The following is a 13,192-nucleotide window of genomic DNA, read 5'->3' as shown; positions in this document are numbered from 1 at the left end:
TGCTCGTTAGTACCATCGACTTCGGCCCAAGCGTACGTCATGTCACCGCACCAGACCTTGTTGGGGGATGCCACGCTGAACTCTCGATCAAGTACGTTCAGGATATCAGGTCGCTCTACGGTGACATTCCTGTAGGCATGGGCCCAAAAATAGTGAAGGCGGGCCATTTCCGGTTAAGATTTTCTGAGCGATTGGCGCATATTTTAAAAAAATCTTGGCTGCGTTAAGAAAATCTGGCCAAAGGCAGGGGGCGGAAAATGGGAAATCTGGTGGGTTACGCCCATTTGATCGAGGCGATGGGCCTGAAGGCTATCGGGGTAAAGAAGCCTGCACTCGTTCAACCCGTCACCCGTATTGAGCGGATCAATGGCGCACTTGCAGTGCCACAGGCGGTTGCACCGGAGGCTGGGGATTTTCTCGCCCACATCATCTTTGCCCTCAAACATGAGGGCGTGAACCCGTCTATTTTGGCGCAGTGTCCGTAGCACCGTGAATCATTTCCCCACTGGCATACCTGCCCTCTTCTACTACCCTCGCACCACCACCGCAGGAAGCGGTTCATCTCTCAACGCATGGAGCACGCATGTCTCTCGCTATCGTTCACAGCCGGGCCCAGGTGGGTGTGGGTGCGCCTGCGGTCACGGTCGAGGCGCATCTGGCCAATGGGCTGCCGGCGCTGACCCTGGTGGGGTTGCCGGAGGCATCGGTCAAGGAGAGCAAGGATCGGGTGCGCAGTGCCATCCTCAATTCGGGGCTGGAGTTTCCGGCGCGGCGGATCACGTTGAACCTGGCGCCGGCGGATCTGCCGAAAGACGGCGGGCGGTTCGATCTGGCCATTGCGCTGGGTATCCTGGCGGGCAGCGGGCAGATTCCGGCGATCACGCTGGATAACGTAGAGTGCCTGGGCGAGCTGGCGCTTTCGGGCGCCGTTCGGCCGGTGCAGGGTGTGTTGCCCGCTGCCCTTGCCGCTCGCGATGCAGGACGCACGCTGATCGTGCCCAGGGATAACGCCGAAGAGGCGGCGCTGGCCTCGAACCTGACAGTGATTGCCGCGGATGATCTGATGCAGCTGGTCAGTCACTTCAACGGGCGCAACCCGATCAGCCCCTTCAATGCCAATGGGCTGCTGCTGGTGAGCAAGCCTTATCCGGACTTGAGCGAAGTACAGGGTCAGGTCGCGGCCAAGCGCGCGTTGCTGGTGGCCGCCGCTGGCGCGCACAACCTGCTGTTCAGTGGCCCACCGGGAACCGGCAAGACCTTGCTCGCCAGTCGATTGCCCGGATTGCTGCCGCCGCTGGACGAGCGCGAAGCGCTGGAAGTGGCAGCCATTCAGTCGGTGGCCAGCCATGTGCCGCTGAAGAATTGGCCGCAGCGGCCCTTTCGGCATCCCCATCATTCGGCATCGGGTGCGGCGCTGGTGGGCGGGGGAAGTCGGCCGCAGCCAGGGGAAATCACCCTGGCGCACCATGGCGTGCTGTTTCTCGATGAATTGCCGGAGTTCGACAGGAAGGTGCTGGAGGTCTTGCGCGAACCCTTGGAGAGCGGCGAGATCGTGATTGCGCGGGCGCGGGACAAGATTCGTTTTCCTGCGCGGTTTCAACTGGTGGCGGCGATGAACCCGTGCCCCTGTGGGTATCTGGGAGACCCTAGTGGCAAATGCCAATGCGGCAGCGATCAGATCCAGCGCTACCGCAACAAGCTGTCCGGGCCGTTGCTGGATCGGATCGATCTGCATCTCACGGTGGCGCGGGAGGCGACGGCCCTGAGCCATGAGCCACAGGCGGGTGAAAACACAGCCAGTGCTGCCACCAAGGTGGCCGAGGCGCGTGAATTGCAGAATCGACGTCAGGGTTGTGCCAATGCGTTTCTGGATCTGCCGGGGTTGCGCGAGCATTGCAGGTTGTCGGGCGAGGACGAGCGCTGGTTGGAAACCGCGTGCGAGCGATTGACGCTGTCGCTGCGGGCGGCGCATCGATTGTTGAAGGTGGCTCGCACTTTGGCGGATCTTGAGCAGGCGAAAGATATCGAGCGGGCGCATGTTGCGGAAGCGTTGCAATATCGGCCTTCGGCACAGTGAGCGGTGACGGGGATGTGCAGTGGAGCCAGAAGCAGGATTGCGTTTCAGCAGGCCAATCGGGGATACCGCCGACGCGGCTTGCACCGCTGCTACAGGGGATCGGGCATTCACGCATCACCGCGTCGGCCATGGATGCGGTGTTCGTGCATCACCGCGTCGGTCATGGATGCGGTGTTCGTGGCTCACCACGCCGGTGGAGAATTGCGATACCCCTGTAGCAGCGGCGCGAGCCGCGTCGGCGGTGGGTGCGATGGATCTGTCGGAACGCGATCAGGTCCGACACGCCTTCGGCTTACAAAACAACGCGCAGGACTTGGCCGGCATGGTAGAGGGAGAAGCCGGTTTCGTAGACGCCGGTACGCAAACCAGCTGCCGACACCGGTTTGTCCGCGCAGAACGGCAAGGGCAGCTTGCCAGCCTGGCCATGCAACAAGAACTGCGCCAAGGCTTTGCCCACGACGGTGCCGGTGGTGTTGCCGCGACCGTTGTAGCCGGTCACCGACACCAGCCCTGGCGCCGGTTCGAACAGGCGCATCAGGTGGTCGGGGGTGAAGTCGATGCAGCCGGTCCAGTGCATCTCCCAGTCGATCTTGCCCAGTTGTGGAAAGTAATGGGTCTGGATGCGGTCGGCCCAGCGGCGGATGAACCAGGCAGGTTTGTTGTCCACCCGGCCCATGCTGCCGAGCAACAGACGGCCGTCGTCGTCGCGGCGGATGCTGCTCAGCACCAGGCGGGTATCCCACGAGCCTTGCCCATGTTTGAGCACGGCATCGGCGGCTGCCGAATCCAGGGGCTTGGAAGCGACCTGATAGTAGTAGCCACGGAAGAATTGCCCGCGCAGGTTGCACCAGTCGCCTTCGGTGTAGGCGCCGGTGGAGATCAGCACCTTGTCGGCGTTGACCTCGCCCCTGGCGGTCTTCACCAGCCAGCCCCCGGCTTGTTGCTCCAGCCCCAGTACCGGCGAGTGTTGGAACACCTGCCCGCCCAGGCGCTGTACCGCCGCGCCCAGGCCACGGGTGTAGGCCATGGGGTTGATGGTGCCGGCGCGGCGGTCGAGCAAGGCCGCTTCGATCTTCTCGGTGCCGCAGTAGTCGATGCATTGCGCCCCGGTGAGCAGTTCCACGTCGGCGCCCCGCCGCTGCCATTGCTCGCAGCGCGACTTCAGGTCGGCCACGCCATTGGCATTGTGGGCCATGTGCAGGGTGCCGTCGTTGTGAGCCTGGCAGTCGATGCCATAGCGTTCGATCAGCGCGAAGACTTCGGCCGGCGCCCCGCCGAGCACGGTGTTGAGGCGACCGCCCACGGCACTGCCCAAGGTCTGCTCGACTTCGTCGGGCGGGATCCAGGTACCGGCGTTGACCAGCCCGACGTTGCGGCCCGAGCCGCCGGTGCCGATTTCACTGGCATCGAGCAGCACCACACGCTTGCCCTGCTCCAGTAATTCGATGGCCGCGCACAACCCGGTGATACCGCCGCCGATCACGCAGACATCCGCCTTTACCGCACTGGCCAGAGCCGCCGTGTGAGGGGGCCTGGCGGTGATGTGTTCCCAAAGACATTGTTGCCGTAGTTCGCTCATGACTCATTCCAAGCCAGGGAAATCGGGTTCGGACCGCGCCGCCGTCATCGCGGGCAGAGCCCGCTCCCACAGGGATATCCACTGCAGCAAAGATCCCTGTGGGAGCGGGCTCTGCCCGCGATAGCGCCAGCCCCGCCACCACATCACTCAACCATCAATCAACCATCAATCAACCATCAATCAACCATCAATCAAATACGATGCCCTGGGCCAGCGGCAGTTCGCGCGAGTAGTTGACGGTGTTGGTCTGGCGACGCATGTAGGCTTTCCAGGCATCGGAGCCGGATTCGCGGCCGCCACCGGTTTCCTTCTCACCACCGAAAGCGCCGCCGATTTCCGCGCCGCTGGTGCCGATGTTGACGTTGGCGATGCCGCAATCGCTGCCGGCCGCGCTCTGGAAGCGCTCGGCTTCACGCAGGTCGGTGGTGAAGATGCACGAAGACAGGCCCTGTGGCACTTCGTTGTTCAGACGCAGGGCCTCGTCGAAATCTTCGTAGCTCAAGACGTACAGGATCGGCGCGAAGGTCTCGTGGCGCACCACGTCCGATTGCCCAGGCATTTCAGCAATGGCCGGGGCCACGTAGTAGGCGTTCGGGTATTGCTCGGCCAGTTGACGCTCGCCGCCGAACACTTCGCCGCCTTCGTCACGGGCCTTGGCCAGGGCGCCCTGCATGGCGTCGAAGGATGGCTTGTCGATCAGCGGGCCGACCAGATTGTCCTTGCGTGGATCGCCGATACGCACCTTGGCGTAGGCCGCCTTGACCCGAGCGACCACTTCGTCCTTGATCGAGCTGTGCACGATCACCCGGCGCAGCGTGGTGCAGCGCTGGCCGGCAGTGCCGACGGCACTGAAGAGGATGCCGCGCACGGCCAGGTCGAGGTCGGCGCTGGGGGCCAGGATCATGGCGTTGTTGCCGCCCAGTTCGAGGATGCTGCGGCCGAAGCGCGCGGCGACCCGTGGGCCGACTTCGCGGCCCATGCGGGTGCTGCCGGTGGCACTGACCAAGGCGACGCGCGGGTCGTCGACCAGTGCTTCACCGGCTTCGCGATCACCGATGATCAACTGCGCCAGGCCCTTGGGGGCGTCGCCGAACTGCTGAAGCGCCTTGTCGAACAGCGCCTGACAGGCCAGCGCAGTCAACGGCGTCTTTTCCGACGGTTTCCAGATCACCGAGTCGCCGGCCACCAGGGCCAGGGCGGTGTTCCACGCCCATACCGCCACCGGGAAGTTGAAGGCGCTGATGACGCCGACCACGCCCAGCGGCTGCCAGGTTTCACGCATGTGGTGGCCAGGGCGCTCGGAGGCGATGGTCAAGCCGTACAGCTGGCGGGACAGGCCGACCGCGAAGTCGCAGATGTCGATCATTTCCTGCACTTCGCCCAACCCTTCCTGGGTGATCTTGCCCGCTTCGATCGACACCAGCTCGCCGAGCTGGGCCTTGTGGGCGCGCAGGACTTCGCCGAACAGACGCACCAGCTCGCCGCGACGTGGTGCCGGCACGGTGCGCCAGGCCAGGAACGCCTCATGCCCCAGGGCGATCTTGTCGACCACCTGCGCCTTGGATTCCAGGCTTACCGAGGCGATCTGGCTGCCATCGATCGGGGTATGCACGGGATGGTTGCCATCCTTGAATGCACTCGCTGCAACACCCAGGCTTTCGAGCAGGCCATCGACCATTGTTTTCTCCTCACAAGGCTTTAACGATAAGAACGAATTGAGATCAGTATTAATCCGCAGGCCAGACCACCACAACGGAGCAATATTCCATATATCATTCCCTCACCTCATGACCTTGCGCCGATGCCTCCATGTCAAAACGCCTTGTTCCTTCGATGACGGCCTTGCAGTGCTTCGAAGCGGCCGCCCGCCACTTGAGCTTCACCCGCGCGGCGGAAGAACTGCACCTGACCCAGAGTGCGGTCAGCAAGCAGGTCGCACAGCTCGAAGACATGCTGCGCCACCACCTGTTCCTGCGCATTCGCCGACGCCTGCAACTGACACCGGCAGGCTCGCTGTACCTGGCCGAGGTGAACAAGATCCTCACCCAGGTGGACATTTCCAGCCGCTACATCCTGTCCTACGGTGACGAGACCGAAGTGCTCACCGTGGCCACCCAGCCCAGCTTCGGCGTGGGTTGGCTGATCCCCAAGCTCAAGGGTTTCGGCAAGGCGCACCCCAATATCCACCTGGACATCCGCAATGAACTGGAGCCGTTCGCGCTGCTGCAGGCCAAGGCGGACGTGGGTTTCTTTTTCGGCCAGGGCACCTGGCCCGGGGCGACGTGCATCGAGCTGTTCGACGATCAGGTGGTGCCGGTGTGTGCGCCCGACCTGCTGGAACAGCCGCTGAGTAACGCCGAACAACTGGCCGAGTTGGTACTGATGCAATGCACATCGCGGCCCGAGGCGTGGCACGAATGGTTTCTGGAGCAGGGCCTGAGCGCCCAGAACAGCTACCACGGCCCGCGCTTCGACACTTTCTATATGTGCTTGAGTGCTGCCCTGTCTGGCTGCGGCGTGGCACTGGTGCCGCGCTATCTGGCGGAGAGCCACTTGGCCAGCGGCAGTCTGGTGATGCCCTGGCCGCATACCATGCGCAGTCAGGGAGCGCATTTCGTCGCGTTCGCCGAACACGCGGCGGAAGTGCCGAAGGTACGTGCGCTGGTCGACTGGATCTTGGAACAGATCACGCCCCAGGCCCACTGAAGCCGACTTGTCGGAATGACCCCCGCACTTTTTTTCGCTTGATCGTCCAGGTCATTCCCCGCTTTCATACTCCCAGCCCTTTGCGCCAGGAGTCCACCATGCCCTTCGTCAGTCCCGACCAGACCCGTGCCGCGTTTTCCCGCGCCATGTCCGAGATGTACAAGAAAGAAGTGCCGTTGTACGGCGACTTGATGAGCCTGGTCGGCGAGGTCAATCGTCAGTGCCTCGAGCAACAGCCGGAGCTGGCCCGATCCCTGGCCCGTACCGGCGAGATTGAGCGCCTGGATGCCGAGCGCCATGGCGCGATTCGGGTCGGCACCGCTGCGGAGCTGGCGACCATCGCCCGCCTGTTCGCGGTCATGGGCATGCAGCCCGTGGGTTATTACGACCTCACCTCGGCAGGTGTACCGGTGCATTCCACGGCCTTTCGGGCGGTGCATGAGCAGTCGCTACAAGTAAGCCCCTTTCGCGTGTTCACTTCGCTGCTGCGTTTGGAGCTGATCGAGGATGTGGCCTTGCGCGAGCAGGCCCGGCAACTGCTGGAACAGCGGCAGATCTTTACCCAATCGTGCCTGGCCTTGATCGAACAATTCGAGCGGGACGGCGGCCTCGATCAGGCCGGCTCCGACGCGTTCGTCGAGCAGGCCCTGGAAACCTTCCGCTGGCACCATGACGCCACGGTGACCGCGGCCCAGTACCAGCGCTTGCATGACGCCCACCGCCTGATCGCCGACGTGGTGGCCTTCAAGGGGCCGCACATCAATCACCTGACGCCACGCACGCTGGACATCGACACGGTGCAGGCGCTGATGCCGGCGCGCGGGATCGCGCCCAAGGCTGTCATCGAAGGGCCGCCACCGCGACGCCACGCCATTCTGCTGCGCCAGACCAGCTTCAAGGCGTTGCAGGAAAAAGTCGCGTTTACAGACCAGACCGCTGTGGCCGAAGGCAGCCACACCGCACGCTTCGGCGAGATCGAACAACGCGGTGCGGCGCTGACGCCCAAGGGACGCGCGCTGTACGACCGCCTGCTGAACGCCTCGCGTACCGCGCTTGCCGGGTTTCCCAGCGAGACCAACGCTACCGAATACATGCGCCTGCTGGGCGAGCAGTTCAGTGAGTTTCCGGATGATCTGGCGCAGATGCGCGAGCAGGACCTGGCGTTCTTCCGTTATTTCCCCAGCGGCCAGCCAAGTGCCGGCGAAACCACATTGCAGGGGCTGTTGGACAATGGCGCGATTCATTGCGAGCCATTGGTGTACGAAGATTTCCTGCCGGTCAGCGCCGCCGGCATCTTCCAGTCCAACCTGGGCGACGATGCCCAGGCCGAATACGGTCTGGGCTCGAGCCAGGAGGCGTTTCACCAGGCCTTGGGCCGCACGGTGCTCGATGAGCTCGCGCTGTACGCCCAGACCCAGCAGCGCTCGCTGAACGACTGCGCTCGCGCACTGGGCCTCCCCTCGCTAGGCTGATCCTGCCGCTAGCGGGCGCCGCCCACGCGGAAGCGATTCACTTCCTGACGCAGTTCCGCCGCCAGCCCTTCCAGCTCGCGAGCGGTCTGCGCCAGGTTGGAGACCACCTCGCGCTGCTCGCCATTGGTCATGGCAATGCTCTGCAGGTTGCTGCTGAGCATGGTGGCCGTGCTGCTCTGCTCTTGGGTCGCGGTGCTGATCGCATCGAACTGATGCCCGGCCGACCGGCTCTGCTCGTCGATCTGGGCAAGCGCCTGGGCGACCTTGGCGTTGCGGGTCAGGCCTTCGCGCATCAGCACGTTGCCTTGGTCCATGGTGCTGATGGCGTTGGCGGTTTCCTTCTGGATACTGCCGATCATGCCGGAAATCTCATCAGTGGCCTGGCGGGTACGCGAGGCCAGGCTGCGTACCTCATCGGCGACCACGGCAAAACCTCGGCCCTGTTCGCCGGCACGAGCCGCTTCGATGGCTGCGTTGAGGGCCAGCAGGTTGGTCTGCTCGGCGATCGAAGTGATCACCCCGACGATGCCGCCGATTTCCTGCGAGCGCTGGCCCAGGGTGTTGATCACGCCCGCGGTGCTGTTCAGCGCGCCGGCAATCTGCTCCAGGGAATTGGACGCCTCGTCCATCGAGGTGCGGCCGATGCGGGTCTGCTGGGCGTTGTCCTGGGCCAGGCGCTGGGTGTGGCCCATGTTGTCGGCGATGTCCAGGGACGTCGCACTGAATTCCTCGACCGCGCCGGCCATGCTGGAAATCTCCCCGGACTGGTGCTCCATGCCTTCGTAGGCGCCCGCCGACAGGCTCGACAACGTTTGCGCACGGCCGCTGACTTCATGGGCGGCGTTGCGGATGTGCACCACCATGTTCGACAGGGCTTCGCCCATGTGGTTGAAACTGCTGGCCAGTTGGCCGATCTCGTCGTGGCTGGACACCTTCAAGCGGGCATCCAGATCGCCTGCACCCAGCGCTTCGGCCTGGCGGACCAGCTCACCGAGTGGCCGCAGCTTGCTGCGCAACAGCCAGATGGCGGCGCCCACCGCGATCAGCATGGCCAACAGGCTGCCGATCGCCAACTGAGTGCCGACGTTCCAGGTCACTGCATTGATTTCGGCCTTGGGCATGCTCGCCACGACGCTCCAGGGGCCGCCTGGGAAAGTCACCGCTTCGGAGAAGATGTCCTGCTTGCCGTCGTTCCACAGCCGGCCCTTGCCATCCAGGAGTGCCAGGTCGGCCAAGGTCTTGGCGGCGGCCTGCGGATCGTTGACGTTGGCCGGCGCTACCAGCCAGCGGTTCTGCTCGTCGAGCAAGGCCAGCGAGCCGGTCTGGCCGATGCGGAAGCGCTGCAGGTTGGCGAATTGGGTGTTCTGCGCGTCGGTGTAGTCGAAGCCGACGAACAGCACGGCGATCACCTGGCCCGAGCCGTCGCGCACCGGGGTGTACTGGGTCATGTAGGAGCGTTCGAACAGGACGGCACGGCCGATGTAGTTCTGGCCGTCGAGCAGGCGCTGGTAGGCGGGATGGGCGTGGTCGAGAATCGTACCGATCGCGCGGCTGCCGTCCTGCTTGGTCAACGAGGTGCTGATGCGCACGAATTCGTTGCCGCTGCGCACGAACACCGTGGCAACGCCTGCCGTGAGCTGCTTGAAATCGTCGACTTCCTTGAAATCGTTGTTCAGCGTCTGGCTGCCCAGGCGCAGGCTCGGCGTCTGCTGGTTGGCCACCGTGACCTGCGTGCTTGTGTCCACGCTCAGGCCGCCGGCGAAGCGCTTTTCGAACAGCCCGCTCAAGCGCTGGGTGCTGTCGCGCAGGGTGCTGTGAAAAGTGCTGAGCTGATCGGCCAGCAATCGCGCCTCGCTGGCCATGTGCTGTTCGCGGATGGCCAGGTTGGCGATGTCCAGCGAGCGCAGGGCGAATGCCGTGCTGGCGGTGATGACGACGGCCAGGATCACAGCCAGGGCAATGCCCAGTTGCGTGGCGATACGAGCGCGAGGTTGAGACATGTGAAGCTCCTGAGAAACGTGTACGTGACAGGCAATGCCAAAGACAGTCCAGACCTGCCGGGCACCTGCCATCCTTGGTTTTTATTGGTACTGCTACATCGGCAATTCGAATGAATACTTGAGCGCCGCACTGTGGCATGCACCCGACACATCCATTTGCGTTGCGCTGCCACAAGGCCGAGAATCCAGCGTCCCATCGCCGAGCCGACCGAGCTTCATCATGCATTCCACCCTCCGTATCGAACTTCGAGCCCTGCTTCGGCTGGCGGGGCCGCTGATCGCCTCGCAGCTGGCACACATGCTGATGGTTCTGACCGACACCTTGATGATGGCGCGCCTGAGCCCCGAGGCGTTGGCCGGGGGCGGCCTGGGAGCGGCCAGCTATTCTTTCGTCTCGATCTTCTGCATCGGCGTGATTGCCGCCGTCGGTACCTTGGTGGCGATCCGCAAGGGTGCCAACGACCAGCAAGGCGTGGCCCGCCTGACCCAGGCCGGGCTCTGGCTGGCATGGGCGATGGCCGCAGTGGCGGCCGTGCTGCTGTGGAACCTGGGGCCGGTCCTGGCCATGCTCGGGCAGACCCCGGCCAACGTCGCCTTCGCCACCCAGTTTCTGCTGCTACTGCCCTTCGCGCTGCCGGGCAACCTCAGTTTCATGGCGCTGCGCGGCTTCACCGCCGCGCTGGGCCGCGCCACGCCGGTGATGGTCATCAGCATCGTTGCCACCGTGGCCAACTACCTGCTCAACCACGCGTTCATCGAAGGCATGTTCGGCTTGCCCAAGCTCGGTCTGGTGGGCATCGGCATGGTCACGGCGATCATCAGCAACCTGATGGCGATTGCCTTGGCCCTGTACATCCGCTATCACCGTGCCTATACGCCCTATCCACTGTTGAAGGGTCTGGCCAGGCCAAACTTGAACGCCCTGCGCGAGTTGTGGCGGCTGGGCCTGCCGATCGGCGGCACCTATGCCGTGGAAGTCGGCCTGTTCGCTTTCGCCGCGCTGTGCATCGGCACCATGGGCACCACGCCGCTGGCTGCGCACCAGATCGCCCTGCAGATCATTTCGGTGGCGTTCATGGTGCCTGCCGGGATGTCCTACGCGGTGACCATGCGCATCGGCCAGCACTACGGCGCTGGGCACCTGTTGGCCGCGCGCCTGGCGGGGCGGGTCGGCATCAGTCTCGGCGCGGTGGTGATGCTCGGCTTCGCCCTGCTGTTCTGGCTCGCGCCGGGGCCTTTGGTCGGGGTGTTTCTGGACCGCTCCGATCCGGCCTTCCACGGCGTCATCGAGCTGGCCATCAGTCTGCTGGCCGTGGCGGCCTGGTTCGAGATGTTCGACGGTATCCAGACCATCGCCATGGGGGCCATTCGTGGCCTCAAGGACGCCAAGACCACCTTTCTGGTCGGGCTGTTCTGCTACTGGGCGATCGGTGCGCCCGCGGCCTGGAGCCTGGCATTCCATTTCCAGCTCGGCGCGGTGGGCGTCTGGTGGGGGTTGGCGCTGGGTCTGCTGTGCTCGGCCTGCACCCTGACCTGGGCGTTCGAATGGCGCATGCGCCGACTGCGGCGCCTGGCCATGACTACGGCGCAGGCGACCTGATCGCCTGCGCCTGGCCGAAACGCAGGAAGGCCTGCAACTGCTCCAGGGGCAAGGGCCGGCTGATCAGGTAGCCCTGCACCTGGTCGCAGCCGAACCCGCGCAGCAAAGCCAATTGTTCAGGGGTTTCCACACCTTCGGCGACAACCTTCAGGTCGAGGTTGTGCGCCAGGTTGATCATGGCGTGCACCAGCTTGCTGTTTTCCGGACGCTGCTCCATGCCGCTGACGAAGCTCTTGTCGATCTTGAGCAGGGCGATGGGCAGGCTGCTCAGGTGGACGAACGAGGAAAACCCGGTGCCGAAATCGTCGAGGGAAAAGCGCACGCCCAGACAGCCCAATGCATCCATGGTCTGCTTGACCAGGTCATTGCGGCGCATGACGGCGGTTTCGGTGAGTTCGAACTCCAGCCAACCGGCATCGATGCCGCGCTCGGCGATCAAGCGTCCCAAGGTGCTGAGCAGCTGGCTGTCCTGAAACTGCCGGAACGACAGGTTGATCGCCATGTGCAACGGTTCGAAGCCGCTTTCGCGCAAAGTCTGCATGTCGCGCAGGGCGCGCGCGATGACCCAGTAGCCCATCGGCACGATCAGCCCGCTCTGCTCGGCCAGGGGCACAAACTCGCCGGGGGCGAGCACGCCGCGCTCGCGGTGACGCCAGCGCACCAGGGCTTCTAGACCGACGATGGTATTGCCGCTCAGGTCCAGCCGTGGCTGGTAGTGCAGTTCCAGTTCGTCACGCCGCAGGGCGCGGCGCAGCTCGCTTTCCAGGTCGGCCAGGCTGCGCGCATGGCGGTTGATGCGTTCGTTGAACAGATGGTAGCTGCAGCCCTGGGTGCTCTTGGCCTGCTGCATGGCGATGTGCGCGTGCCACATCAGCGGGTCGGCACCGGCGCCGGCGCGGGCATGGGCGATGCCCAGGCTGCAGCCGATCAGCAGGCTCTCGCCGTCCACGTAATAGGGTTCGGCCATGGCCTCGATGATGTTGGCGGCCAGGCGCTCGGCGCGCGACGGGTCGCGCCGGGTGTCGATCAGCAAGGCGAACTCGTCGCTGCCCAGGCGAGCGACCTGGTCGCCGGCCTCGAGCTGCTTCTTCAGGCGTGCCACCACCTGCAGGATCAGTCGGTCGCCGGCCTGATGCCCCAGCGCATCGTTGGCATGGCGGAAATTGTCCATGTCCAGATGGCCCAGGGCGACGCCACGGCCTTCCTGCTCGGCCAGGCGGGCGGCGAGCAGGGTCTGGAAACCGGGGCGGTTGGCGATACCGGTCAATGGGTCCTGTTCGGCCAGGCGTTGCAGGGTGTCCTGCAGCACGCCACGCTCGCGTACATGGCGCAGGCAGCGGCGCAGGGTATCGCTGGTCAGTTCGCCCGCCACCAGCCAGTCGCTGGCGCCTGGCGGCGGTTGCGCAGGCTCCTGGCTGAGCAGCAGCACGATCGGCAGGGCGCAGCGGCCGGGCGCCGGCAGCAAGGCGGTGGTGGTCAGCAGCAGGGTGCCGGGCTGATTGTCGAACTGCCTGGCCACGGCGTCCCAGGACGCGGCTTCGACCAAGGTGGCCACGTCGCCCAGGGGCGCCAGGCACTCGCGCAACGACGTAGCCCAGGTACGATCCTGGGCCAGTAGCAACAGCCGCGCGGGTTCGACAGGCGTAGACAAACGAGCTCCTTAGGACAGTTTCACAGTCATTCGATAGCGATTAAAAACGGCCTCGCCAACAGCTCGGGGCAGACCCAATCCAAAGTACGTGTCAACGTGTAACCACA

9 protein-coding genes and 1 pseudogene are annotated in these 13,192 nt (G+C 64.4%); 5 read left to right on the top strand and 5 right to left on the bottom strand.

Annotation, left to right across the window (positions count from 1 at the left end; translation table 11 throughout):
• Nucleotides 1-257: 257 nt before the first annotated feature.
• On the top strand, nucleotides 258-485 hold the full coding sequence (locus LT40_RS16675) for a hypothetical protein (protein WP_043192218.1): 228 nt from the start codon (nucleotides 258-260) through the stop codon (nucleotides 483-485).
• Between the two features lie 98 nt (nucleotides 486-583).
• Nucleotides 584-2,077, top strand: coding sequence for a YifB family Mg chelatase-like AAA ATPase (locus tag LT40_RS16670; protein ID WP_043192217.1), 1,494 nt, complete (start codon nucleotides 584-586; stop codon nucleotides 2,075-2,077).
• Nucleotides 2,078-2,369: 292 nt separating this feature from the next.
• Here LT40_RS16670 and amaA read toward each other — a convergent pair whose 3' ends face one another.
• Complete coding sequence (gene amaA / locus LT40_RS16665) at nucleotides 2,370-3,656, bottom strand: L-pipecolate oxidase (RefSeq protein ID WP_043192216.1); 1,287 nt, start codon at nucleotides 3,654-3,656, stop codon at nucleotides 2,370-2,372.
• Between the two features lie 187 nt (nucleotides 3,657-3,843).
• Entirely contained in the window at nucleotides 3,844-5,334 is a 1,491-nt protein-coding gene (gene amaB / locus LT40_RS16660) for an L-piperidine-6-carboxylate dehydrogenase (RefSeq protein ID WP_043192215.1), read from the bottom strand.
• Nucleotides 5,335-5,465: 131 nt separating this feature from the next.
• Here amaB and LT40_RS16655 point away from each other — a divergent pair, with 131 nt between their 5' ends.
• The gene (locus LT40_RS16655) at nucleotides 5,466-6,362 is read left to right on the top strand and encodes a LysR substrate-binding domain-containing protein (protein WP_043192214.1); all 897 of its coding nucleotides are present in this window, start codon (nucleotides 5,466-5,468) and stop codon (nucleotides 6,360-6,362) included.
• A 98-nt stretch (nucleotides 6,363-6,460) separates the two neighbouring features.
• Nucleotides 6,461-7,834 (top strand): 2-oxoadipate dioxygenase/decarboxylase HglS, encoded by a 1,374-nt coding sequence (gene hglS / locus LT40_RS16650; RefSeq protein WP_043192213.1) that lies wholly within the window; start codon nucleotides 6,461-6,463, stop codon nucleotides 7,832-7,834.
• 8 nt (nucleotides 7,835-7,842) lie between these two features.
• Here hglS and LT40_RS22115 read toward each other — a convergent pair whose 3' ends face one another.
• Both LT40_RS22115 and LT40_RS22110 read right to left on the bottom strand, forming a co-directional pair.
• Entirely contained in the window at nucleotides 7,843-8,580 is a 738-nt protein-coding gene (locus LT40_RS22115; protein ID WP_420329698.1) for a methyl-accepting chemotaxis protein, read from the bottom strand.
• Between the two features lie 132 nt (nucleotides 8,581-8,712).
• Nucleotides 8,713-9,696, bottom strand: a pseudogene (locus LT40_RS22110) (Cache 3/Cache 2 fusion domain-containing protein); the annotation flags it as partial.
• Between the two features lie 358 nt (nucleotides 9,697-10,054).
• Here LT40_RS22110 and LT40_RS16640 point away from each other — a divergent pair.
• Complete coding sequence (locus LT40_RS16640) at nucleotides 10,055-11,434, top strand: NorM family multidrug efflux MATE transporter (RefSeq protein ID WP_043192211.1); 1,380 nt, start codon at nucleotides 10,055-10,057, stop codon at nucleotides 11,432-11,434.
• On the opposite strand, the gene LT40_RS16635 is transcribed toward LT40_RS16640, so the two are convergent.
• On the bottom strand, nucleotides 11,415-13,085 hold the full coding sequence (locus tag LT40_RS16635) for a putative bifunctional diguanylate cyclase/phosphodiesterase (RefSeq protein ID WP_043192210.1): 1,671 nt from the start codon (nucleotides 13,083-13,085) through the stop codon (nucleotides 11,415-11,417). The two genes, LT40_RS16640 and LT40_RS16635, sit on opposite strands and share 20 nt — an antisense overlap.
• Nucleotides 13,086-13,192 lie beyond the last annotated feature (107 nt).

Origin of the sequence: Pseudomonas rhizosphaerae (genome assembly GCF_000761155.1) — a bacterium.
GTDB lineage: Bacteria > Pseudomonadota > Gammaproteobacteria > Pseudomonadales > Pseudomonadaceae > Aquipseudomonas > Aquipseudomonas rhizosphaerae.
The sequence above is the reverse complement of the archived record's forward strand: the minus strand, read 5'-3'. Positions and strand labels throughout refer to the sequence as shown.